The following is a 24,449-nucleotide window of genomic DNA, read 5'->3' on the forward strand; positions in this document are numbered from 1 at the left end:
AAGCTGTGATGAAATCCGTATATTTGGCCATGAGAGAGGCAACCAAAAAATGGTCCATGCCAGTTAGGAACTGGGGCATTATTTTAAATCAGTTCCTCACAATCTATGAAAAAAGGATCAGAATCTAATTAAGAATCCAACCCTCGATATTTTTACTTACACACTTTTTGGGATAGTGTCCTGACATATCCGGTATAAGTTACTTTTTTAACTCCATATGTAAAGTTGGGTAAGGTTTTCCGGAAGAATCTAATTCCGAACGATTTATTGTTTCAAACCCACAATGCTTGTAAAACCTAACAGCTTGTTCATTCTGTTCATTCACGTCAACTTTGGTTACGTTTAATTTGTCAATGGAATAATCCAATAGTGTTTTTCCTATTCTTTTTCCTCTGTATTCAGGGTGAATAAACAACATTTCCAAATTTTGGTCAGCCACTCCAAGAAATCCAATTATTTTTCCCCTGTTATTTCTAATACATCTTAATTCAACAGCATCTAAATAATTATTTAGGATTAGAGGTTTAAAGTATTGGATATCTTCTTCTTTTAAAAAGTGATGTGTCGCTCTAACTGAAGCTTCCCAAACATCGACTACTTCTATGTATTCTGTCTTTTTTATATTGTCTATTTCGTGTCTCATTTTTTAATTGCTGTTGGCAAACGTTTTTTCTTTTACTTGTCCGTTTATTATTCGTTTTAAATCGTTTATTGAATTCTCTTTTTCTTTATTAAATCCAAAATGAACTAATCCAATTCCGAACGCTATCATTATTAATGGAAAAATTAATAATATAGGATTTGTATCTTGTTTAATAATTCCGACAATTCCCATAACAAAAGCAAATCCGATAAAAGTCAGCCAAAAAATCATAAAGACAATCGAAAAATTGTGAACTTTTAAATCCGCTATAAGTATAGTTCTTTTAAAATCAGATTGAATTTGACCTTTAATTTGAGGCAAAAAAGAATTCCGCCCTTTACTTATCCTTTGTATTTTAAATTCGTCCCGTTCAAAAGTTCCTTCAAATAATTTGTTTTCTTTTTGGTTTTTAAATCCGAATGTAGGTCCTTTTTTTGGTCGAATATATTCGACCAATATTTTCCGAACTTCTTGTATCGATAGTTCAGTTTTTAATTCAATTTTTTCAGATGGTATTAGTTTCATTCAAATGTGTGGCAACTCGTTATAAAAAACACTAAAAATACATTTTAATCCCTCAATAGCTATCAGCAGGCAAGATTTCGGAGTAACATAACTTTTATGATCATTTTTCAGGTTTTGTTAATATTCTAATTAGGCTCCCATAGTTCAATCTTGTTGCCTTCTGTGTCCAGAATATGTACAAATTTTCCAATACCATCGTAAGTCGCAATGCTGTCAAGTATGGTTACTCCGTTTTCTTTGAGTTTGTTTACAAGTCCTTCAATATTCTGAACTCGGTAATTAATCATAAAATCTTTTTGGGACGGGGAAAAATATTCATCTCCTTTTTTGAAGGGTTTCCATTGAAGAGCGTTTATCTCGTCAGGTCTGTTAATGTTTCTGGATTCAAAACTTGACGAACCCCAATCATTAATTTCAATCCCTAAATTTTTGGTGTACCATTCTTTTGTTTTCTGCGGATGGTCAGAATAAAAGAAAATACCACCAATTCCTGTCACCTTTGGTGTTGTATCAATAGGAAATGTTGAGTTGTCTGTTTGATTTTTTTGGTCTTCCATATTGTTTGTTTTTTAGTTGTTGAATCACAATTTGCAAGAAGTGTAACAAGCGAAATTATTGTCAATAATCTTTTTATCCTGTTCTATTTTCTGTACATATATGCTTGCACTGTCGTTTTGTCAAGGTTACTACTAATGTTTATCTACATGAGTAGTGTGGGGGGCACACGCTATAATTTTTAAATTGTTTAGTTTGCATATTTATTTTAGCATTTGTTAGCAACATTTACTTCCCTCCATATTTTTCAGGTAATTCCACACCATTGGATTCTGAAGTCCATAAAAGACTAACTATCCACCAACGGCCATTATAGTAGGCTAACTGATAGCTATTAATGCCTTTATTTTCAACACCCTCAGAGTCCTTCGCATAAAAACTCTGGAATACTTGTGCTATTCCGTTATATTCATCAATAACCTTGTGAATTTCTTTTTCAAGGAATCCCTGTTCATAGTATGGATCTTTCAAGAGGCTGAGGAACTCATCGAGTGACACAGTTTCTGCAAACGAAGAATCATTATGTAAAACAGTGAGTTGTGCAGAGGGATGAAATAAGTTTCTAACCGCTGAGGTATCTATTTTTTTACCTTCTTCTATCGTTATTTGATCAAGGAGGCCATTCACTATTCCATCAATAGATGCAACAGCAGTGTCTTCCTTATCTTGTGCCAAAGAACTTAAAGGAATAATGGTCAAGCATATTATATAAAGTAAGTATTTCATAAAATGATAGTTATTGTTGTTAACGTTCCGGCTAAAAAGAGTTACTGTCCCGTAGGGCAACTATGATTTTTTAACTATTGTTAGCTGTATCTTTAATTTTTTTAATCGATTCCATTCCTTTCAAGTCATTGATAGTTTCAAACGCCTCGTATAAAAGTTCAATTAGTTCTTTATTCAATTTATTTTGATGCTTCTTTATTTCCTCTCTAAAATCCCAAGAGAAAATATATCGCCCAAGGCCAATTCTCGTAACTAGGTCTTTGTCTGAAATTAGGAAAGCATCTATAATTTCTTGAAGTTCGTATTCATTAAGAATCTTTTGAGAAATTGACTCATATATTGGATATGCGTTCCATAGATCTTTGCTAGTACCGAATGACCGAAGTAAAGCAACAATTAAAGAGTTTTTATCTGCATATTCCTTTTTCAAGTCATTAATTAAAAGAGGAAAGTAGCTATTATCAAAATCATTGATTTCATTCCAATAATTAGAAAAACTTTTTGGAGAATTCATTAGCCAATTATTTGATTCCTCCTTAGATTTTCTTGCTCGTTCATAATCCAACTTTTTTTCTTCCAGAGGTTCTTTTAGTCCTAAATCATACAAAAATTGAAGAAGTTCATCAGCATATTTTAGATCTGCATCTCCTGTCCATTGATTGCACCTGATAGAAATACCATGATGAAACCCAATTGCTGATTGTGGTTCTTCATCATTCAATAGCTCAATTGCATAGTCGCCTAGGCACATGCAACGAAAGTCTTTTTTGGGTTCTTCTATTGCTATTAAATTTTTAAATTCTTGAATCTTTGATGGTTTATCAATTCTCAAGACTATATTATCGGATATTGCCTTGTTATTATGTACTCCGTCACTTTTAATCTGGATACTATCAATATCCTTGAATAAATCATTTAGTGAATCATTCGTTGCTCTACTTTTTCTATTCATTGATTTTAAAATCTTCATGTTTTCAATTACAGCTAACAGCAGTCTGTCTCATAACTAATTTTGCCATTCTGAAGACTCTCTTATTCGAAAATCCTCAAAGACACCTCTCCGAATACAAAACTCAAAAAAAGAGGAGTTTTGGGACAGTCTGACGGTTTTGGCTATGGTTTCGTTGCGGAAAATATCCACAGGACTTTTCCTGCCGTAACACCGAAGATAGCAAAAATGTGGGGATTTTCCGGTCAGGATACGTCCTATAACGTATCCAGATACGTTCACCAACGTATCTAGATAGGTTCATAACCCCGCCGGATACGTCTACTAACGTATCTGGATACGTTCATAACCTCGTCAGATACGTCTACTAACGTATCTGTACACGTTCTTAACCCCGTCGGATACGTCCACCAACGTATCTGGAGACGTTCTTTACCGCATCAGATACGTCTGGTAACGTATCTGGATAGGTTTCAAACCCCGATGGATACGTGCAATAATGCTCCGGATAGGTTCATAAGCCCGAAAAATACGTCTGTTGACGTTGTAGCCTTACCCAAGCTAGCGTGAGCGCTGTACTTGTACTCCAATCAACCAGCAACCAACAACCAGCAACCAACTATCTAACATTAAATTCAAAAACACTTTCGTTTTTATAGGTTTCCCCTTTTTTCAGTACAGCTGAAGGAAAATCTGAATGGTTGGGTGCATCGGGAAAGTTTTGCGTTTCAAAACAAATGGCGGGATAGTCCGCTAGGGGATTGTTCTGTACTTTGGTTTCATCCAATTGTGGTGGCGTATAAACGACTACACCGGGCTGATTGGTGTTCATGCGCATTTCAATACCTGTTTTTTCAGAATACAATCGGGCAAAAGAATTTTCCTTAGTCAACTGATAACAATCATCTATGCCGTTGAACTCGTTATGACTGCCTACTTTTCGCTCTTCCCTAAAATCAAAATAGGTGTTTTCAAGGGGAATGAAATTCCCTGTAGAAACAGCATATTCACTTTTTTCCAGAATGTTTTCAGCCGAAATGTATAATTCGTGCTCCAAAATACTCCCTGCTCCGTTGAGGTTGTAGTAGTTGTGATTGGTCAGGTTCACAATGGTATCCCGGTCAGATTCGGCTTGATAGGTGATCACGAGTTGATTACCTTTCAACCGATAGGTAACAGAAGCTTTCATGGTTCCGGGATAACCTTCTTCCATGTCTTCACTCAAATAGGAAAACGTAATAGATTCTCCTTCTTTGATGTTTTCTACTTCCCATGTTTTAAAAGAAAAACCTTCTTTTCCGCCGTGCAAATGGGCACCATCTTTATTGTAAATAGGGTAGTGGGTGTCGTTCAGTCGGAATCCTTTTCCGTTTATCCGTCCGGCACACCTTCCTACAGAGGCTCCCATATAAGGCGCGTTATGAACATAGTCCTGAAGATTTTCATATCCCATAACAACATTAACGTCATTTCCGTTTTTGTCTTTTGTGATCAATTGGTGGACAGTGGCTCCATAATCTAGGGTGACGAGTTTTAAAAATTGGTTTTCTATGGAATATTTCTTCATTTCTATGGTAATTTTTGAATATCTAAATTGTAATTTTAAAACTCCCCACATGCTTGTATTGAAGCTTTCTATTTACTTCTTCCGCCTTAGGCGGATCAGAACTGCTATTTTTCGGCAGTTCTGGGTGAGGTAAAATAAAAAATTTCACTATGGACCTTGTTTTGAGGGTAAATTTCAAGAAATTTTTTATTCAAATAAAACACAAAAAGTCCGCAATCGCAACGGATAAAAAGAAAAAAGGAGAAAAATGCAACGTTGTATTTTTTGTATCGTCTTTATAAGAGAATAGTAATACCAACTTTAAAAAGGAACAAGCCGGCATGCTTCAGATTGATCTGATCGAGAAATGCAAGAAAAACGACCGTAAGGCGCAAATGCGACTATACGATCAGTACTGTGATGGAATGTTTTGTGTGGCGATGCGTTTTTTAAAAAATACCGATGACGCACAAGACGCAGTGCAGGAAGCTTTTATCAAAGCCTTTCAGAAGATCCATCAATTTAAAGCAGAAGTTACTTTTGGAGCTTGGTTAAAACGAATTGTAGTCAACAAGAGCATTGATTTTTTAAAATCGAAACGAGAGTACCTCATTTCATTGGATGAAAGCTATATGCAAATTGCCGATGATGAGGACGATTGGACAGTAGAAGAAAACATCAGTGTTGACATGGTGAAAAAAGCGATCGACAAACTTCCGGACAAATACAAATATGTGGTCATGTTGTATTTGATCGAAGGCTATGACCACGAGGAGATCTCGGAAATATTGAAGATTGCACAAACCACCTCCAGAACGCAGTTGATGCGTGGCAAACAGCGGTTAAGGGAACTTTTAAAATATCAGTATGATGGCACAGGACATTAGGGATTTATTAAAAGAAGATAAGGCAACGGAAAATTTAAAAATGCCAAAAGGGCACAAGGAGCGTTTTGCCCGGCTTTTGGATGAAGAATTGCCAAAAAGCAAGAAAAACAACCTGAATATCTTTTTTAAGATAGCCGCTTCGGTGGTGGTATTGCTTGCTGTGGGCGTTGCCGTTTATCAGTTTACTAAGCAAGATATTGTGACTCCAGAAGTAGTGGAGGTGGATAAAAATACTCCCAATTCAGCTGAACAGATCACATTGGGGGCTATTTCCCCGGATCTGAAAAAGGTAGAAGATTATTATGTGGCTAATATCAATTTAGAGTTGGCTGATCTTGATTTTACCGATGAGAATAAGGAATTACTGGAAGGTTATATGAGCCGACTGGGGGAGTTGAATGATGAATACAAAGTGCTCACTGAAGAGCTGAACGAAGTGGGGCCTAATGAACAGACCATCAATGCGTTGATCAATAATTTACAGTTGCGTTTACAATTACTATATCGATTAAAAGAAAAAATAAAAGAACTTAAAAAGTCAAATAATGAAAAATTTACAACACAAAAAGTTTAAAGTCTTCTTTTTACTGATGCTGATGACATTTTTTGTCAGTGCGCAAAAGCAAACGAAGACCTATAAAGAATCGTTTGATGTTAACGATGACGTGCTGATCGACATCAATACCAGTTATGCTGATGTTGAGTTTGATACTTGGAACACAAATAAGGTGGAGATAGAGGCCGTGATCGAGATTGAGGGTGTTTCCAAAGAAGAAGCTGAAAAGTATTTTAAGGATTGGAACTTTAAAGCAAAAGGAAATAACAGCAAGGTTTCCATTTCTACATCCAATGCTTTACGGTCATGGCACCACGGGGATAATATTATGGTATTATCTACTGATAGTTTGGATTTCGACTTCGATTTCGATTTCGATTTTCCTGATTCCATTCCGATGCCACCAATGCCTCCCATGCCACCGATGGACTCCCTGATGGTAAGGGCTCCGATGCCTCCCATGCCGCCTATGCCACCACTGCCTTTTAATTTCGATAGTTTTACATTCGATTATGAGGCCTATAAAAAAGACGGGGACAAATACATGAAAGAATGGAAGAAGAAATTCAACGAAAGTTTTGATGAAGAAGCGAAAGCCAATATGGAAGAATGGAAAGAAAGAGCGGAAGAACACCAAGCCGAATGGGCAGAGCGCAGAAAGGAAATGGAAGAAAAGTTTGAACACCTTCGAAGCGAGGATGGAAGAGCGGAGTTAAGACAGCGTATGCAAGAAGCCAGGGAAGCGATGAAAGAGGCTCACGAGGAGATTCAGAAAAACAGGGAAAGGGTATTTATATATTCAAGGAGTTTCGATAGTAATGATAAGAACCTGAAAGTCAAAAAAACGATTAAGATAAAAATGCCAAAAGACGCCCGATTGAAGATGAATGTGCGCCACGGAGAGGTAAAACTAGCTGAAAATGCAACAAATATCCATGCAACCTTGTCATACACAAGGTTGCTTGCCCCTCGGGTCGACGGGGAGAATTCGGTTATTGAGGCTTCCTATTCCCCGGTAAGAGTCAACGACTGGAATCAAGGGGAACTGCGGGTCAACTATGTAAGGGATGTTGATCTAAAAAAGGTGAACAGTATGAAACTGATCTCAAAATCGTCTAACGTGGCCATTCAAAGATTTACAGGAGATGCTGTCATTAATGGGAGTTTTGGCAATTTGGAAATAGAGGAGATAGCAGATAGTTTTAATACGTTGAACATCATCTTGGATAATTCAGAGGCTTCGTTGACGCTTCCCAAGGTAGGGTTTAATTTTTTCAGTAATGCCTCCAATTCAGCAGTGACATACCCGCATCAATTGGTGTTGGATGTTTCAAAAAAATACAACAACGAAGTGGCTACCGGATATGGTGTGCAAAAAAACAGCAACAAAACGGTGAATCTTGTAGCTACTTTTAGTGATGTAAAGTTGCAATAATTTAATGAATACCTTCTTTCAATAACTCGGGATATTTCTTCTGGAATTTTCGCAATCTGGGTATTGAAACATTTTTTACATAAGGATTGTCAGGATGTAATTTTTCATAATCCTGATGATAATCTTCAGCTTTCCAGAATTTTTTAAATTTCTTTACTTCCGTTACGATGGGCTTGGAAAAAGCTTTTGTCTCTTCCAGTTCTGAAATATAATTTTCTATGATTTCCTTTTCCTGATCATTCTTATAAAAAGCGATCGACCGGTATTGTGCACCTTTGTCCGGACCTTGTCGGTTTAATGTAGTGGGATCGTGCGATCCGAAGAAAACAATGATCAGAGTTTCAAAAGTGACTACTTCGGGGTCGTAATATACCTTGACACTTTCAGCATGTGATGTTCTTCCTCCCCCGACTTGTTCGTAGGTCGGATTTTTCTCCGTTCCCCCGGAATAGCCGGATACGGCTTCTTTTACACCTTCAACGCTTTCAAAAACAGCTTCCACACACCAAAAGCAACCGCTGGCAAAATAGGCCGTTTCATATTTGGAGAGATCCTGTTCCTCAACGACAGGAATATCTGCTTTGGCCGATTTCTCTTTTTTAGTAGATGATTGGCAGCTTACGACCATAAAACAACTTAAAAGGGTAAAAGCGAGTTTGATAGGATTCATTTTTAATATTTATTTGTTTTATAATAAGTCTGAAAACATTCTAATTTCTTACCATATTTTCTGAAAAACAAATATCTACATCAAATTTCTTGAAATTTAACAGTGAACGAAGTCCCTTTTTCAACTTTGTTTTTGGTGATTAAACCTTTGAGTTGCCTTACTAGATTGTTGACCAATTTGAGTCCCAATGACTTTTTAGGGGCTTCATAAATAAGGTCTTTAAAGCCAACACCATCATCGCCCATGGTTAAATGAAAATAATCGGGAGAGGGTTGTTCTATATGAATGAAAATGACTCCGCCTTTTTGATTGACAAAAGCGTGCTTAATGGAATTGGTCATAAACTCACTGATTAGAAGTCCGAGCGGAATAGCAGTTTCTATGTTGAATTTGATGTTACATATTTTGAGATCCAACTGAATGTCTTTTTCTTCTTTGTTCAGTGATTTTATGAGATATTTCCCTAATTCCTTTACGTATTCCTTGTAAGAAATTTTATAGAGGTCATCCCGTTCGTAAAGCATTTCGTGAACGATGGCCATCGATAAAATCCTATTGTGGCTGTTGGTGAGAATTCTTTTTGTTTCTGCGTTCTCTGTATTCCTTGCTTGCATATTCAGCAAACTTGAAATGGTTTGCAGGTTGTTTTTCACCCTGTGGTGGACTTCTTTAAGCAGGACTTCTTTCTCGACGGCCTTTTTTTCCAATTCTTTTCTTGATAAGTACAGGTGTTTGAGATTGGTAGCTAATATTTTTCCGAAGAAATTTCCTAAAAGATAGATGGAAAAAAGAATAGAGATCAGATAAAATAAATCTCTCGATTTTTCCGGAACCACATTATGAAAAGGGAGTTGTAAACTATCTTGGAAAAAGACGATAAGTACAAAAATGATGATCAACGTCAATAAAATCCTTCCAAAATTAACCGATGAAATATAACCTGAGAAGGCGATAAGCGCCATAATGAATAGAAACGGACTACTCTATGCCTCCACTATAAATGGAGACAAACAAAGAGCCTAATAAACCCAAAAAACACGCTATTACATAGGTGAGATGAATGTTTTTATGCCTATAAAACAGAAGTATATTCATTAAGGCTGTGATTCCGTAGGCTAGAAAAATATGGGGGATGACCACTTTTACTTCCAAAACATAATACATGATCGGTACCAGGCATAATATAGAAATAGAAGAGAAGTAATTCACACTAAGTACCAATGATGCCATGTGTTTTCTCCTGTTGAATATAGATTTGGACTTAATAGAGGTCATGAAGTTTTGTTGATCTTTTAATATTCATAAAGGGAATTATTATATAGAAATGCTAATTTATTTAAAAAACAGATAAAAGGTGTGATTTTGACATTTCGATTGCTTTTTATTTTGTTGTAAGAGTTGATATCAAGCTTTAAATCATATTTAGCTTCTTCATTTATCAAAGGTGCAATCTGTTCAATTTTTTTGATTCAGATGGAATATCAAACAAAAACTCCCGCCGAAGCAGGAGTTTTTATAGCTTAACTCGTTTAACCTTTTTTGATTGAAGTGAAAAAAAGACTGTCTAAAAAAAGCATTTCACGAATTGATATGTCAGTCTGAGCCTGCCTACCGTCAGGCAGGTCTGTCAAAGACATTTTGAATGTTTAGTATAAATTATACTTCGACAAGCTCAGTATGACAATAAGTTGTTTACTTTTTAGACGGTCTTTTTATAGATATTAAAAGCAATCTTTTAATTATCTACCAAAACCCAATCCCCTTTGTCTATCAAAGGCACGGCTTGTTTATATTTTAGGGTTTTATTTTCCCCTGTCATTACATTTTTAATGGTTACTCTTTCATTTCTACCAATTTTTGGTTTGTCCCTTACGATGGTTTCGGTAACCTGAGGTCTTCTTTGCTGTGTTTGTCCGGCAGCCCTGTTTTGAGCAGCAAGTTCGTCACTGTTCGGGATTTCCTCTTTAGAAGTTTTATAATCTTCTTTTCTTTTTACCTCACGAGCTTCCTGAATGTTACTCGTGTCTTGAGTTGGAAGCTCTCCTTTGAACAAGAAAGAAATAACTTCTCTGTTCACCTTATCGATCATAGTCTTGAAAAGCTCAAAAGCTTCAAATTTATAGATCAGCAATGGGTCTTTTTGCTCGTGAACCGCCAACTGAACCGATTGTTTCAGTTCGTCCATTTTTCTCAGGTGCGTCTTCCAGGTGTCGTCTATAATGGCAAGCGTGATGTTCTTTTCAAAATCGGCAATCAGCTTTTTACCTTCAGATTCATAAGCCCCTTTCAGGTTGGTTACTACTTTCAGGGTTTTGATCCCATCTGAAAAAGGAACTACAATACGCTCAAATTTGTTGCCTTCATTTTCATAGACATTCTTGATCACAGGAAAAGCAGTTTTTGCATTTCGCTCAATTTTTTCCTGATAATATTTTAAAGCCTCTTCATAAACTTTGTCAGTGATTTCCTGAACCGATTTCCTCTTCATTTCTTCCTCGCTTATCGGTGAGGTGATCGAGAAGAATTTAATGAGTTCAAACTCAAAGTTTTTATAATCGTCTGCAACTTTATTGCTTTCTACAATAGCCTCGCAGGTGTCAAAGATCATATTGGCGATATCGAGCTTCAATCGCTCTCCTTGTAGGGCGTGTCTTCTTCGTTTGTACACAACTTCACGCTGTGCGTTCATAACATCGTCATATTCCAATAGGCGTTTACGCACACCAAAGTTGTTTTCCTCCACTTTTTTCTGAGCACGTTCAATAGATTTGGTCATCATGGAATGCTGAATAACTTCTCCTTCTTCAAGTCCCATTTTATCCATGATCTTGGCAACCCTTTCTGAACCGAACAAACGCATTAAATTGTCTTCCAAAGACACGTAGAATTGAGAGCTCCCCGGATCCCCCTGACGTCCTGAACGCCCTCTTAACTGACGGTCAACCCGTCTGGAATCGTGTCGTTCTGTACCAATAATGGCCAATCCGCCGGCTTCTTTTACTTGTTGGGAAAGTTTAATGTCGGTACCACGACCCGCCATGTTGGTAGCGATAGTCACCACGCCGGATTCTCCTGCTTCTGCAACAATATCGGCTTCTTTTTTATGGAGTTTGGCGTTCAAGACATTGTGTTTGATCTTTCTAATGGACAGCATTTTTGACAATAACTCGGAAATTTCAACTGAAGTAGTCCCCACCAATACCGGTCGGCCTTCTCCGACTAATTTCACGATATCTTCAATAACCGCATTGTATTTTTCCCTTTTAGTCTTATAGATAAGGTCTTGCTTGTCGTCTCTGGCTATAGGTCTGTTCGTTGGGATTTCAACAACATCCAATTTATAGATCTCCAAAAATTCCCCTTCTTCAGTAATGGCGGTACCCGTCATTCCGGCAAGTTTCCTGTACATTCTGAAGTAATTCTGAAGCGTTACCGTAGCAAAGGTTTGTGTGGCCGCTTCAATCTTTACGCTTTCTTTAGCTTCGATCGCTTGGTGTAACCCATCTGAATAACGCCTACCGTCCATAATACGTCCGGTTTGCTCATCTACGATCATCACCTTGTTTTCCATCACCACATACTCAACATCTTTTTCAAAAAGCGTATAGGCTTTTAAAAGCTGGTTCATGGTGTGGATACGTTCACTTTTAACAGAGAAATCTTTAAAAAGATCTTCTTTCAGCTCCGCTTCTTCTTCAACAGGGAGTTCTTTCTTCTCAATCTGAGCGATTTCCGTACCGATATCGGGCATCACAAAGAAATCAGGGTCGGTATCACCGGATAGGTATTCAATTCCTTTATCGGTTAACTCAATCTGATTTGTTTTTTCGTCGATAACAAACCACAATGCCTCGTCTACTTTTGGCATTTCCCGGTTGTTATCCTGCATATAGAAGTTTTCTGTTTTCTGAAGGAGTTGTTTTACACCTTCTTCACTTAAAAACTTAATTAATGCTTTATTTTTAGGCAAACCCCGCTGAACACGCAATAAAAGAAAACCTCCTTCTTTGGTCTCTCCTTCGGCGATCAGTTTTTTGGCTTCTGCCAAAACGCCTGTTAGATATTGGCGTTGCTTACCAACGATGTCGCTTACTTTTGGTTTTAGTTCGTTAAACTCATGACGGTCGCCTTGTGGAACAGGACCGGAGATGATCAATGGTGTTCTCGCGTCATCGATCAATACAGAATCGACCTCATCGACAATGGCATAGTGATGCGGACGCTGAACCAGGTCTTCCGGTGTATGTGACATATTATCACGTAGATAGTCAAAACCGAATTCGTTATTGGTTCCGTAGGTGATATCTGCAAGATAGGCTTTTCTACGCCCCGTTGATCCCGGTTGGTGTTTATCGATACAATCTATCGAGAGTCCGTGGAATTCAAACAAAGGTCCCATCCAGGCACTATCACGACGGGCAAGGTAGTCGTTTACCGTTACCAGATGAACCCCGTTTCCGGTGAGTGCGTTCAAGTACATAGGTAGGGTAGCTACCAAGGTTTTACCTTCACCTGTATGCATTTCCGCAATTTTTCCTTGGTGCATGGCAATACCACCAATCAGCTGAACATCGTAGTGGATCATATCCCAAGTCACCTCTTTCCCGGCAGCATCCCAAGAATTGCTCCAAATAGCTTTGTCGTCTTCTAAGGTTACATAATCTTTGTCTCCGGAAATTTCACGGTCGAATGCAGAGGCACTAACCGTTATGGTTTCATTGTTGGTAAAACGCTTTGCAGTTTCTTTAACAACGGCAAAAGCTTCGGGAAGAATTTCACTTAAAGTTTTTTCCTCGCTCTCATAAGCTTCATCTTTTAAAGCATCAATTTCGTTATAGATTTCGTCATTTTTGTCGATATCTTCAGAAGTTTCTGCTTCTGCTTTGAGCGCAGTAATTTTTTCGTCGAACGAAGCACGGGCTTCTTTTATTTTGTTTTTAAATTCGGTAGTCTTAGCACGAAGTTCATCGTTGGAAAGCTTGGAAAGCTCTTCTTCAAAAGATTTTATTTGGTTTACGAGGGGTTGTAGTTCCTTTACATCTTTCTTCGCCTTGTCTCCTACAAAAACTTTTATAACTGAATTCAGTAAACTCATGTCAAATTTTATATTTAATCTTAAAATTCCCCGCATATTTTTGCGGGCTTCTTATTTTACCTCTTCTACCTTAGGCGGATCAGAACTGTTATTTTGGGCAGTTCTGGGTGAGGTAAAATAAAAAAATATTTTTGATCCTTATGGTCAAAAATGAAATCGGGGAAACACCTACCTAAATATGGCTCTGCCTCGAGGTGAGTCAATTTCAATTTTTTTATTGTCCAAAATTAAGCAAAAAAAAAGCCTCTTAAGAGACTTTTTTGCTTTATAATGTTAATGTGTTTGTTAATATTCATCCTCATTCCAGAGGTAATCCTCCTCAGTGGGATAGTCGGGCCATATCTCTTCAATAGATTCATACATATCGCCTTCGTCTTCCATTGCTTGCAGATTTTCCACTACTTCCAATGGGGCGCCGGTTCTAATAGCATAGTCAATTAATTCGTCTTTTGTCGCTGGCCAAGGCGCATCGTCTAAATAGGATGCTAATTCTAATGTCCAATACATCTGCTATTTGATTTTTAATTTTGTGCAAAAATAAATTTTTAAAGTAAAAAGTCAAGTAAAATCCATATTATTTGCATATTATTTTTAAGAACGTATTATTTAAGCTATTCTATTGAGTATTAATCAATAAAAACAGGTTATTTTTCTGAAGTACTCCCTTTTTTGGGAATCCACTTCACTTCATTTACCTCTAGATCTGAGGTCAACTTTCGTGCCAATACAAATAAATAATCCGATAAGCGGTTTAAATAATGCAATACCAAAACATCAAAGGATTCATTTTCATGTAAATAGCTAGCTTTTCGTTCAGCTCGTCTACATACGGTTCTCGCAATGTGACAATATGACACAGTAGTGTGTCCGCCGGGCAAAACAAAATGTGTCATAGCCGGTAAAGAGGCATCCATTGTATCGATCTCGTTTTCCAAGAGTGAAATGTCCTCCTGAGCAACGGAAGGGATATCCAAACGTTTTTTTCCGCTTTTCAAAAATTCCTTTTCCGGTGGTGTCGCCAAAATGGCTCCGATGGTAAAAAGCTTGTCCTGAATATCGATCAATACTTTTTTGTGACGGGCATCTATTTGCTGATCCCTCAACAAACCGATCCATGAGTTCAATTCGTCCACAGTTCCATAGCCTTCAATGCGGATATGGTGTTTGGGAACCCTTGTCCCTCCATAGAGTGCTGTTGTGCCCTTGTCGCCTGTTTTAGTGTAAACTTTCAATGATACTATTTTTTGTTCTTTTTGTTTGTATAACGGTCTTCAAAACGCGTATGGCGTCTGTCTCTCCACTTTTTCATGTTCCGCTTATTGTTAAGCCAAACAGCAATAAAGAGGATAGCTAAAATAACGATCCAAATAATATAATTTCTCATTTTACCTTACTTTTTATATAAAATAGCGAATTAAACTCGGATAATAAAATCCTCCTTGTTTTGCCCTTTTCTGATGAAGATAAAACCGAGGCTATAAAAATCGATACTGACATTGAAACGGTTGCTTTTTTTTAGTCTATCCCATTTTTCTGCCGTCTCTTTTGACTGATTGAGGTTGTCTATGATAAAAAAAGAATAGGTATTTACTGCGCCGATAACAGTCTCTAGGTCGATATCCCCGAGTGAAAAATAAGCAGTATTCTTTATTTTGAAAGCATTATCATGCTGTTCTTTAAAGTTTTGATCGTTAAAATAAACAACCGCACTGTTAATTATTCTTTGCTTTCTTTTTGAAAGTCCGTATTGGTTTTTCCATTGGATCACTTGGGAATGCAACACCAGTTTTTGTTTTTTGTAAAGTGCTTTGATAAGCAGATTGTAAACAAAAGGGGAGTGCACCCCGTGCTGGTTAACGGATTTAAAAAGGTATCTTATGTAGCTGATCAAGTTTAACATTCAAGGTTTAATATTTAAAGTTGGACAGAGTTATACATTTTGAGTTCTGTTGGTACATAGTGAACCTTGCGTATTTCTTTGCGTTCCTTACGGTTAAGTTTTACTGCAAAGACTGTGAATCATTAGCTTTTGTCTTGTTTATTTGAATTTCTGCTTACTGTCCACTGAAAAACTATCCTTCCATCTTCATAGAAAGTTCAAACCACGCTTCTGTTTTTTCTTCAATACTGTTGATGATCTCTTGTAGTTTAACGGATTGCTCGTCGATGGCATCACCTTCCAATTCACCTGTTGCAAACAAAGCTTCTATTTCTTTTTTGTTTTCTTCCAGTTTTTTAATGTCGCGTTCCAGACGTTTAAATTCTTTTTGCTCTTCATAACTCAGCATTGAATTGGCGTCTTTTTTCCAGGTTTTTTTAGTATTTGTTTCTGAATTGTTTTCAGTGGTTTCCGGAATCGAACTGCTTTCATAAGCCCTGTAATCGGTATAATTCCCGGGGAAATCTTCTATTTCAGCGTTGCCTTTGAAAATAAAGAGGTGGTCAACGATCTTGTCCATAAAATAACGATCGTGTGAAACCACAAGCAGACAACCGGGGAAATCCAATAGGAACTGTTCCAATACATTCAGCGTAACGATATCCAGATCGTTGGTAGGTTCATCCAGAATTAAAAAATTCGGATTTTGAATGAGCACCGTACACAAATACAAACGTTTTAGCTCGCCACCACTGAGTTTTTCCACAAAATCATACTGCTTTTTTCGGTCAAAAAGAAAACGCTCTAATAATTGAGCTGCTGATATTTGTCGTCCTTTAGTCAATGGGATGTAATCTCCATAAGCCCTTATGATGTCGATCACCTTTTGTTCGGGTTTTGGATTGATTCCGCTTTGGGTGTAATACCCGAATTTCACCGTTTCACCAATCGCTACTTTGCCGGCATCGGGAGCTAAATTCTCCGTTAGAATATTCAAAAAAGTAGATTTCCCGGTACCATTCTTACCGATGATACCGATGCGTTCTCCTTTTTTAAAAGTGTATTCAAACTTGTCGAGGATCTTTTTGTCCTGAAAACTTTTACCGACATTATGAAATTCAACAATCTTACTCCCGAGGCGCTCCATATTGATTTCCAACTGCACCTTATGGTCTTTTCTACGCTGATGGGCTTTCTCTTTGATTTTGTGAAAATCGTCTATTCTGGATTTTGATTTGGTGGTGCGGGCCTTGGGTTGACGGCGCATCCAGTCCAATTCTTTTGAAAAGAGGTTTTTTGCCTTTTCTACGGAAGCCTTTTCCGCTTGGATGCGGGCTTCTTTCTTCTCGAGGTAATAGGAGTAATTACCTTTGTATTGATATATTTTCCCGTGATCCAGTTCAATGATCTCGTTACAAACACGCTCCAAGAAATAACGGTCGTGTGTCACCATAAAAAGCGTGATGTTCTCTTTGGCAAAATACTGCTCCAGCCATTCGATCATTTCCAGGTCCAGATGGTTGGTAGGTTCGTCGAGGATAAGCAAGTCGGGTGTATTGAGAAGGATAGTGGCCAATGCCAATCGCTTTTTTTGTCCGCCGGAAAGCATTTTTACCTTTTTATCGAGCTCTTCCAGTTTCAGTTGAAAAAGGATCTGCTTGTATTGCGTTTCAAAATCCCAGGCATTTTTGATGTCCATTTGTTCAAACGCCTTTTGGTAGGCTTCAGCATCATCTGGGTTTTCAAGTGCTTTCTCGTATTGTTGGATGGTTCTTAAAACATTATTATCCGAAGCAAAAATAGTTTCTTCTATGGTGAGGTTGGGATCCAGATTTGGTTCTTGGGATAAGAATGATATCCGAAGGCCATTTCTCGACACCACTTGTCCACTGTCGGGAGTGTCTTTTCCCGTAATGATATTCAGCATGGAAGTTTTTCCGGTACCGTTTTTTGCGATAAAAGCAATCTTCTGGTCTTTGTTTATTCCGAAGGAAATATCGGTAAACAAAACCCTTTCCCCATACGATTTGGCAATATTTTCAACTGAGAGATAATTCACGCATACGTTTTTTGCAAATTAACGGAATTTAATGTTGAGTTGATAGGTGTTAGGTCAAATTAAAGGATGAATAGTGGATACTACATATTTATAGCGTACTTATAGCGTGTTTGATATATGGAAAATATCTCTTATGGACTATTGGTATTCGTCAATAATCCTTAACCTTTCTTCTTCGCAATGGCAAACAACAGGGTTATTCCGGCGATTAACACAGAAAGTCGAGCAATATAATCACCGTATTTCACATAGAAAGTTTCTTTGCTGTTGATAGTAGCAGCTCCGGAAATGGCTCCTTTTACATTGTAGGCAAGGCTTTTTTCAACCTCTCCTTTTTCGTTGATAAAGGCTGAAATCCCGGTGTTGGCACTTCTCACCACACTTTTTCGGGTTTCTATGGCACGTAGGCGGGCATAACTCAAATGTTGTTGATGACCTTGTGTATCGCTCCACCAAGCGTCGTTGGTGATGATGGCCAGGAAATTAGCTCCATTTTTTACATAATCGGTCACAAATTCCCCGTAAATGGATTCGTAACAAATAATGGGAGCCGCAGCGAAATTTCCATTATTCGAGTTGAAAACAGAACGCTCCTTTTGAGTAGCCCTGGACGCGACGATTCCACCAAGGTCAATCATTATATCTCCCAACAAGGGTTTCAGGATATTTTTAAAGGGAAAATTCTCGACTCCTACCACCAGTTTTGATTTTATATATTTTGGAGTGGAAGGTGACTTACCTATTTGTACTGCCGCGTTGTAAATGTCATACCAATCTCCTCTTGGGGTTTCGTTGGCTGTTGGGGTGGGTTTTTCTTTTTGAGGATACAATCGGAAAAAACTGGCGCCTGTAACAAATTGTAACTTCGGATATTTTTTTACAAATTGCTGAAGCATATGTTTTTCCTGACTCTCATCAAAATCATCGATAGAAAGGTCCCTCGGCAAAGCTGTTTCCGGAGCGAAGACATAATCGGTATTGTTTGTCACATTTTGTTTCGCCAATTCGATAAGCTGTTGTGCCATCTGAACATTGGGGATCCCGTATTTTTCTGTGTACGGATCGATATTGGGTTGAAGTAAAGTGACTTCAACTTTTTCTGTGCTTTCTTCATAGTTGTTGAGAAGGAAGAGCGAAAGAATGATCGGAATGGCAATCATCAAGACATTACGGGCAATTCCTTTGGTGAGGACACTTCGTGTTTTGGTTTCTTTGTAATGGATAATCGTCTTAAAAACACCGATATTGATGATCCATATCCAAAGTGCACCCCCGAAAGTTCCGGTAAATTCATACCATTGAATCCAAGTGGTGTATTCAGAAAAAACATTTCCTAAATTCAACCAAGGCCATGAAAAATCCCAGTTGAGGTGAAATTTTTCAAAAGCCATCCAAATGACAGGTAAAAAGATGAGGTGGATTTTTGATGGAAGCCTTCGTGCTACAAAATGATAGAGTTGAAAAACCAACGCCATCAGCAATGAATTGACCAAAATGGCAAAGAACATACCGAAAGGGGTAGAGTACCAAATCCACCATGTAGTGATAGAATTCCATATTAAAAAAGCGATATATGATGATAGGAAAACTTTTGCCCCCCTTCGTTTTCTATCTGATTCCCGTATGTGTTTTTCAGCCAAAAGTAAAGGGACAAAACCTATAAAAGCAAGCAATGGAATCCCGTAAGTAGGCCAAGCCAATGCCATGAGCAATCCCGATAAAATGGCTAATAGATATGAGTTTCTCATTTCCAGAATTTATACTGCTAATATCTTAATAAAAATGATAGAAACAGGAAGAGTTAGCCGGGCTTTTTTTACTTTTTTGAAATTTTATGGGATCGACAGTATTTTAAAATAGTATTTTTACCAAAACTCAATATCCCAAATTAAGATGAAGAGATTTATACCAAATGCGCTGACGCTTTTAAATATGTTATGCGGAACGATTGCCGTTGTCTATGCTGTTCAAGGGAGTCTGGATATGGCTGCCTATTTTGTGTTTGCCGGGATTTTCTTTGATTTTTTCGACGGATTGGCAGCGCGGTTACTCGATATGCAAAGTGAACTGGGCTTGCAGTTGGATTCTTTGGCAGATGTGGTGACCAGTGGAGTAGTGCCGGGCGTTGTGATGTTTCAACTTTTTAATATGAGTGAGGAAAATTACAGTTGGGGACATCATGATGTTACTTCTGAAGCTTTTTTCCCCTTTCCGGCAATATCTTTATTGGGTTTTTTGATCACGCTAGCTTCGGGATACCGATTGGCGAAATTCAATATCGATGAAGATCAAGCAATGTCTTTTATCGGATTGCCCACTCCGGCAAATGCTCTTTTTGTACTTTCGTTACCTCTTATTTTGATATTTCAGGATCACCCTTTTTTGACAGAACTGATCTTAAATAAATGGTTCTTGATCACAGTAACCCTGCTCAGTGTTTATCTATTGAATGCAAAAATTGAGCTGTTCGCCTTGAAATTTAAAACCTGGGGGGTGAAAGAAAACGGTTTGCGCTATGCTTTTTTATTGCTATGCTTTATTTTGTTGGCAATGTTGAAGTTTATCGCCATTCCGATCATCATCATCCTTTATGTGTTATTGTCTGTCATTGTTAATGTTTTATCCAAAGGCAAAAAATAAGAGGGGGCTAAAAAGCTCTTGATTAATTTGATTTGTCAGTCTGAGCTTGTCGAAGACTTATTGATTTTCAATTAACTATACTTCGACAGGCTCAGTATGACATCTAAATTTATGGCTTTTTAGTCCCTCAAAATAATTTCAAAAACCTTATTCCATAGCTTCAAAGACTGCCAGTGGAGCCATTCGGGCTCTGTTTAGTGATAAAACTCCGTCTTTGATGGCGTAGTTGTCTGCCATATCCAAGGCTTTCAATAATTCTGTTTCCACAGCCATATCAGGACAAGCTTTTAGAGTAGCAACAATTTTGGAAAGATCGATCCGGTTACCTTCTTTTATATCGTATGTTCCGGAGAACACATTACAACCTCCGGTTCCGCTGACTACCATTTTTTCGGTATCAAACTGGATAAAAGGCTCTTGAGCTGCTTTACCGATTTCTTCTGCAGGTTTCCCCAATAGTTTTATCAGCTTCCATTTTTTGGATGTTAGGTTGGTGTCTGTAACTATCATTTCTTTTTTTAGAACATACATAGATGCCAAATCCCCGGTGATTTTATTGCCGTCCGAATCGAGTTTGATCAGCTTGTTTTCCCCTACTAAATACTGATTTGGACCTTCGTGGTCGGTATTGAGGGTTATTGTAGTTCCTGCGTCGTTCCATGTAAAAGTACCCTTGGTTTCAAATGGTGAGTCATCCTTGCCCAGATAAACGTTTTTACTGGTGAAAGTCATATCATTATTGATACTAATGGAAGTTTCGATACCTTCACAATCGGCACAGGGTAAAACACCTGAGTATGTCCCGGCCCAATCCAAAGAACTAGCACTGCTGTGCTCACTGTCTATTATAACCTGCTCGCTATCGGTTATTTCCGGAGTTTCTTTTTTTGCTTTTTGTTTACAACCCAATAGCGTAAAGGTTAAAGACAAACAGCATACTGTTAAGATTTTTGTGTTCATTTGTATAAATATTTAAATTTTAGTGAATAACACCCAAAAAATCAAACCATTCAATAAGTTTGCATACTTCCTGATAAAAAGAAGATGCTTGTTCTGTTTTGAATTGTTTTTTAGGAGATTATTTGGATTGAAGTTACTATTTTTTTGAATAGTTAAGAATGAAAATCCAATTTTTTCTTACGCAACTCGAAATTCTGACCGAGATATACTTTCCTTACCATTTCGTCGGCAGCCAATTCTTCCGGAATACCTGCTTTTAGGATACTTCCTTCAAACATGAGGTAAGAGCGTTCGGTAATGGCGAGGGTTTCTTGAACGTTGTGGTCTGTGATCAAGATGCCGATATTTTTATTTTTCAGCTGGGCGACAATACGTTGAATGTCTTCAACAGCAACAGGGTCAACTCCTGCAAAAGGCTCATCGAGCAAGATAAAATTCGGATCGGTTGCCAAAGCACGGGCGATTTCTGTTCGTCTTCGCTCACCACCCGATAACAAATCCCCTCTGTTTTTTCTGATGTGTCCTAAACCGAATTCATCAATAAGGCCTTCCATTTTCATTTTTCGCTCTTTTTTAGAAAGCTTGGTGAGTTGAAGTACGCTCATGATATTGTCTTCAATACTCAACTTTCTGAATACAGAGGCTTCCTGTGCCAAATAACCAATTCCGTTTTGTGCCCTCTTGTACATAGGGTAGTTGGTAATTTCCCTATCGTCCAAGAATATTCTTCCGCCATTGGGTTTTATAAGGCCTACGATCATATAGAAAGAAGTAGTCTTTCCGGCACCGTTGGGGCCTAATAGCCCTACAATTTCCCCACGGTTTACTTCCAGGGAAATTCCTTTCACTACCTTTCTTCCTTTATAGGATTTCACTATGCTTTCGGCTCTTAATTTCACACAAATAAATTTAAATTAAATATATGTTTCTTGTCAAATAACCTAAAAAAGGTAAAAAAACCATACGATTTGGAAACCATTCCTTTGTCCGTATCCATTGAGGAAGTAATTACCTTAGTCATACTAAATCCCTCAATGAGGGGTTCATGTGGTTTTAAATCTGCTTTATTGATTTATGTATCAAAAATATACATTTGAATTGAATTGCTCACCTAATTAATAAAGGTTTAGGATTTCTTTTCCAATGCATCCCAAAATTCATAAGCTTTCCGTAGGTGTGGGATTACTATAGTTCCACCCACCAAAGTTGCAATTCCAAGGGCTTCGACAACCTCTTCTTTCTTCAATCCTTCTTTATGGCATGTTTCCAGATGATACTTTACACAGTCATCACACCTTAAAACAGCAGAGGCGACCAAGCCCAAAAGTTCTTTGGTTTTTACATCCAAAGCTCCCGGCATATAGGCATTGGTGTCTAAGTTAAAAATGCGCTTTATCAACTTGTTGTTGTCTTCTAGGATGCGGTCGTTCATTCGGGAACGATAATCGTTGAATTCATCTACAATATCAGCCATTGGAGGTTTTATTTTTCTTTAGTTTTCGTTCTTCTCTTTTAATTACAACCTTCGAAATGTGTATACTCAACTCATACAAAATAACAACGGGAATGGTCACTATAATCTGGCTGGTCACATCGGGAGGTGTGATTACTGCTGAAATAATGAGCACGATAACGATAGCAATTTTTCGGTATTTCCTTAAAAATTCGGGAGTTACCAAGCCTATTTTGGTAAGGAAATACATCAAAATAGGAAGTTCGAAAATCAATCCGCAGGCAATAACCGAAGATCGTACAGTCGAAATATAGGATGCCAGGTCGATATCGTTAAATACTTCTTCACTCACTTGATAGTTAGCCAAAAAGTTGATGGATAACGGCGCAACGATATAATACCCGAAAAGGACACCGAGAAAGAATAAAAATGAAGCGATAAGGATAAATCCGCGTGAATTTTTCCGTTCGTTTTCATACAATCCCGGACTGATAAACCGCCATACTTCGTACAACACATAGGGGAATCCGACAATAAAACCGGCCCAGATCGACGTCCATATATGTGCAGAGAATTGTCCAGCCATCTGCCTACTTTGAATCCTGAATTGTGGTCCTTCACAAAAAGATTCATCCAATCCCAATGTCCTGGCGATATTACAGAAGAATTGGTAAGTGGGGAAATCCGCTTTTTTAGGTCCTAAGAGAATGACGTCAAAAATAAAATGCTTGGCGAGAAAAGCGCCCATACCGATAATTACTACAGCCAGTGTTGCCCTAATCAAATGCCATCTTAGTTCTTCCAAGTGATCGAGGAAAGACATTTCCTCAGGCTCCTTGCCTGTTCCGATTTGTTTTGTCATCAGATAATTCCTTCTTTAATTAAGTCATGAAGATGTATGACTCCAAAATATTGTTCGTTCTTTTCCACTAAAAGTTGAGATATTCCATGCTCATCCATCACTTCAAGGGCTTCAACTGCCAAAATGCTAGATTCGACCTTTTTGGGGTTGACTGACATAATGTCTTTTGCTTTCAGGCCATTGATATTGTCATATTTCCTAAGCATCCTACGGATATCTCCATCCGTAATCACTCCTATAATCTTTTTATCCTTAACCACAGCTGTTACTCCCATAAGTTTTTCAGAGATTTCAACAATAACATCACGAACGTCACTGTCTTCCGTAACTTGAGGTTTAAGATTGGCCGTAGCGATATCAGAAACCCGAAGGTAAAGTTTTTTACCCAAAGATCCACCGGGGTGGTATTTTGCAAAATCTTTGCTGCTGAATCCTTTCATATCTAACAAACAAATGGCCATGGCATCGCCCATGACGAGCTGTGCCGTTGTACTGGTTGTTGGGGCTAAGTTGTTGGGACAAGCCTCTTTTTCTACATAAGCGCTGATCACATAATTGGCTTGTTGTGCCAAATAAGAATCCTTGTTGGAGGTAAGGGCAATGAGTTTATTGGGACCTGATTTTATAAACGGGATCAAAGCTTTGATCTCTGTAGTGTTCCCACTTTTAGAAATACAGACCACAATATCATCTTTTAAAATGGTGCCGAGATCCCCGTGAATAGCGTCGGCGGCATGCATAAAAATGGCTGGGGTTCCGGTTGAATTAAAAGTGGCGACGATCTTGGTGGCTATGATCGCACTTTTACCAACGCCTGTCACAATAACCCTCCCTTTTGAGTTGTAAATAGACTCAATCGCTTCAGCAAACTCATCATCTATAAAAGAGGCAAGGTTTTTGATTGCATCACCTTCAGTTTCAATTGCCTTGATAGCATTGGCTATGATGGCACTTTTAGTGTTCAAATTTTAAATTTTTAGAATTTGTTAAAACTAAAGATTAATAGTAT

Annotated in this window: 26 protein-coding genes and 1 pseudogene; 6 read left to right on the forward strand and 21 right to left on the reverse strand. The window is 38.0% G+C overall.

What is annotated here, in order from left to right; all coding sequences use genetic code 11:
* A pseudogene (locus OOZ15_RS20285) lies at positions 1–128 on the forward strand (IS256 family transposase); the annotation flags it as partial.
* A gap of 71 nt (positions 129–199) precedes the next feature.
* Here OOZ15_RS20285 and OOZ15_RS09660 read toward each other — a convergent pair.
* The 5 genes from OOZ15_RS09660 to OOZ15_RS09680 all read right to left on the reverse strand — a co-directional run bounded on the left by OOZ15_RS09660 (position 200) and on the right by OOZ15_RS09680 (position 3,401).
* Positions 200–643: a GNAT family N-acetyltransferase gene (locus tag OOZ15_RS09660; protein WP_265956195.1), complete on the reverse strand. Its 444-nt coding sequence runs from the start codon at positions 641–643 to the stop codon at positions 200–202.
* A gap of 3 nt (positions 644–646) precedes the next feature.
* On the reverse strand, positions 647–1,168 hold the full coding sequence (locus OOZ15_RS09665) for a hypothetical protein (protein WP_265956196.1): 522 nt from the start codon (positions 1,166–1,168) through the stop codon (positions 647–649).
* A 125-nt stretch (positions 1,169–1,293) separates the two neighbouring features.
* Complete coding sequence (locus tag OOZ15_RS09670) at positions 1,294–1,725, reverse strand: VOC family protein (protein WP_265956197.1); 432 nt, start codon at positions 1,723–1,725, stop codon at positions 1,294–1,296.
* 226 nt (positions 1,726–1,951) lie between these two features.
* Positions 1,952–2,449 carry a hypothetical protein gene (locus tag OOZ15_RS09675; RefSeq protein ID WP_265956198.1) on the reverse strand — a complete coding sequence of 166 codons (498 nt, stop codon included), beginning with the start codon at positions 2,447–2,449 and terminating at the stop codon, positions 1,952–1,954.
* A gap of 70 nt (positions 2,450–2,519) precedes the next feature.
* Positions 2,520–3,401: a hypothetical protein gene (locus OOZ15_RS09680; protein WP_265956199.1), complete on the reverse strand. Its 882-nt coding sequence runs from the start codon at positions 3,399–3,401 to the stop codon at positions 2,520–2,522.
* Positions 3,402–3,539: 138 nt separating this feature from the next.
* Between OOZ15_RS09680 and OOZ15_RS09685 the strand changes: the two genes are divergently transcribed.
* Positions 3,540–3,692 carry a hypothetical protein gene (locus OOZ15_RS09685; protein ID WP_265956200.1) on the forward strand — a complete coding sequence of 51 codons (153 nt, stop codon included), beginning with the start codon at positions 3,540–3,542 and terminating at the stop codon, positions 3,690–3,692.
* Positions 3,693–4,017: 325 nt separating this feature from the next.
* On the opposite strand, the gene OOZ15_RS09690 is transcribed toward OOZ15_RS09685, so the two are convergent.
* Complete coding sequence (locus tag OOZ15_RS09690) at positions 4,018–4,965, reverse strand: aldose epimerase family protein (RefSeq protein WP_265956201.1); 948 nt, start codon at positions 4,963–4,965, stop codon at positions 4,018–4,020.
* 320 nt (positions 4,966–5,285) lie between these two features.
* On the opposite strand from OOZ15_RS09690, the gene OOZ15_RS09695 reads away from it, so the two are divergent.
* The 3 genes from OOZ15_RS09695 to OOZ15_RS09705 are packed head-to-tail and all read left to right on the forward strand — an operon-like array spanning position 5,286 to position 7,822.
* On the forward strand, positions 5,286–5,831 hold the full coding sequence (locus OOZ15_RS09695; RefSeq protein ID WP_265956202.1) for an RNA polymerase sigma factor: 546 nt from the start codon (positions 5,286–5,288) through the stop codon (positions 5,829–5,831).
* Positions 5,812–6,405 carry a hypothetical protein gene (locus OOZ15_RS09700; protein ID WP_323053875.1) on the forward strand — a complete coding sequence of 198 codons (594 nt, stop codon included), beginning with the start codon at positions 5,812–5,814 and terminating at the stop codon, positions 6,403–6,405. Before OOZ15_RS09695 ends, OOZ15_RS09700 begins: the two co-directional genes overlap by 20 nt.
* Positions 6,377–7,822 carry a hypothetical protein gene (locus tag OOZ15_RS09705; RefSeq protein ID WP_265956203.1) on the forward strand — a complete coding sequence of 482 codons (1,446 nt, stop codon included), beginning with the start codon at positions 6,377–6,379 and terminating at the stop codon, positions 7,820–7,822. Before OOZ15_RS09700 ends, OOZ15_RS09705 begins: the two co-directional genes overlap by 29 nt.
* A gap of 1 nt (position 7,823) precedes the next feature.
* On the opposite strand, the gene msrA is transcribed toward OOZ15_RS09705, so the two are convergent.
* From msrA to lnt, 10 genes are all read right to left on the reverse strand, one after another.
* Positions 7,824–8,492, reverse strand: coding sequence for a peptide-methionine (S)-S-oxide reductase MsrA (msrA, locus tag OOZ15_RS09710; RefSeq protein WP_265956204.1), 669 nt, complete (start codon positions 8,490–8,492; stop codon positions 7,824–7,826).
* Positions 8,493–8,572: 80 nt separating this feature from the next.
* Complete coding sequence (locus OOZ15_RS09715; RefSeq protein ID WP_265956205.1) at positions 8,573–9,454, reverse strand: sensor histidine kinase; 882 nt, start codon at positions 9,452–9,454, stop codon at positions 8,573–8,575.
* Between the two features lie 16 nt (positions 9,455–9,470).
* On the reverse strand, positions 9,471–9,767 hold the full coding sequence (locus tag OOZ15_RS09720) for a hypothetical protein (RefSeq protein WP_265956206.1): 297 nt from the start codon (positions 9,765–9,767) through the stop codon (positions 9,471–9,473).
* A 460-nt stretch (positions 9,768–10,227) separates the two neighbouring features.
* Positions 10,228–13,587 carry a preprotein translocase subunit SecA gene (secA, locus tag OOZ15_RS09725; RefSeq protein ID WP_265956207.1) on the reverse strand — a complete coding sequence of 1,120 codons (3,360 nt, stop codon included), beginning with the start codon at positions 13,585–13,587 and terminating at the stop codon, positions 10,228–10,230.
* Positions 13,588–13,872: 285 nt separating this feature from the next.
* Positions 13,873–14,094 (reverse strand): DUF2795 domain-containing protein, encoded by a 222-nt coding sequence (locus OOZ15_RS09730; RefSeq protein WP_008612884.1) that lies wholly within the window; start codon positions 14,092–14,094, stop codon positions 13,873–13,875.
* A gap of 137 nt (positions 14,095–14,231) precedes the next feature.
* Entirely contained in the window at positions 14,232–14,819 is a 588-nt protein-coding gene (locus OOZ15_RS09735; protein ID WP_265956208.1) for a cob(I)yrinic acid a,c-diamide adenosyltransferase, read from the reverse strand.
* A gap of 5 nt (positions 14,820–14,824) precedes the next feature.
* Positions 14,825–14,971: a hypothetical protein gene (locus tag OOZ15_RS09740; protein WP_265956209.1), complete on the reverse strand. Its 147-nt coding sequence runs from the start codon at positions 14,969–14,971 to the stop codon at positions 14,825–14,827.
* 30 nt (positions 14,972–15,001) lie between these two features.
* Positions 15,002–15,487, reverse strand: coding sequence for a hypothetical protein (locus OOZ15_RS09745; RefSeq protein WP_265956210.1), 486 nt, complete (start codon positions 15,485–15,487; stop codon positions 15,002–15,004).
* A gap of 172 nt (positions 15,488–15,659) precedes the next feature.
* Positions 15,660–17,525 carry an ABC-F family ATP-binding cassette domain-containing protein gene (locus OOZ15_RS09750; protein ID WP_265956211.1) on the reverse strand — a complete coding sequence of 622 codons (1,866 nt, stop codon included), beginning with the start codon at positions 17,523–17,525 and terminating at the stop codon, positions 15,660–15,662.
* 161 nt (positions 17,526–17,686) lie between these two features.
* Complete coding sequence (gene lnt, locus OOZ15_RS09755) at positions 17,687–19,273, reverse strand: apolipoprotein N-acyltransferase (RefSeq protein WP_265956212.1); 1,587 nt, start codon at positions 19,271–19,273, stop codon at positions 17,687–17,689.
* 145 nt (positions 19,274–19,418) lie between these two features.
* On the opposite strand from lnt, the gene OOZ15_RS09760 reads away from it, so the two are divergent.
* Positions 19,419–20,165, forward strand: a complete 747-nt coding sequence (locus tag OOZ15_RS09760) for a CDP-alcohol phosphatidyltransferase family protein (RefSeq protein ID WP_265956213.1) — start codon at positions 19,419–19,421, stop codon at positions 20,163–20,165.
* 147 nt (positions 20,166–20,312) lie between these two features.
* Here OOZ15_RS09760 and OOZ15_RS09765 read toward each other — a convergent pair whose 3' ends face one another.
* The 5 genes from OOZ15_RS09765 to OOZ15_RS09785 form a co-directional block, all read right to left on the reverse strand.
* A complete protein-coding gene (locus OOZ15_RS09765) occupies positions 20,313–21,125 on the reverse strand; it encodes a copper resistance protein NlpE N-terminal domain-containing protein (RefSeq protein WP_265956214.1) in 813 nt (270 codons plus the stop codon).
* A 152-nt stretch (positions 21,126–21,277) separates the two neighbouring features.
* Complete coding sequence (gene lptB, locus OOZ15_RS09770; RefSeq protein ID WP_265956215.1) at positions 21,278–22,024, reverse strand: LPS export ABC transporter ATP-binding protein; 747 nt, start codon at positions 22,022–22,024, stop codon at positions 21,278–21,280.
* A 227-nt stretch (positions 22,025–22,251) separates the two neighbouring features.
* Positions 22,252–22,599 (reverse strand): carboxymuconolactone decarboxylase family protein, encoded by a 348-nt coding sequence (locus OOZ15_RS09775; RefSeq protein WP_265956216.1) that lies wholly within the window; start codon positions 22,597–22,599, stop codon positions 22,252–22,254.
* Complete coding sequence (gene tatC, locus OOZ15_RS09780; protein ID WP_265956217.1) at positions 22,592–23,440, reverse strand: twin-arginine translocase subunit TatC; 849 nt, start codon at positions 23,438–23,440, stop codon at positions 22,592–22,594. Before tatC ends, OOZ15_RS09775 begins: the two co-directional genes overlap by 8 nt.
* The gene (locus OOZ15_RS09785; RefSeq protein ID WP_265956218.1) at positions 23,440–24,405 is read right to left on the reverse strand and encodes a KpsF/GutQ family sugar-phosphate isomerase; all 966 of its coding nucleotides are present in this window, start codon (positions 24,403–24,405) and stop codon (positions 23,440–23,442) included. Before OOZ15_RS09785 ends, tatC begins: the two co-directional genes overlap by 1 nt.
* Positions 24,406–24,449: the final 44 nt, after the last annotated feature.

This window comes from Galbibacter kalidii (assembly GCF_026241135.1).
Classification (GTDB): Bacteria; Bacteroidota; Bacteroidia; order Flavobacteriales; family Flavobacteriaceae; genus Galbibacter.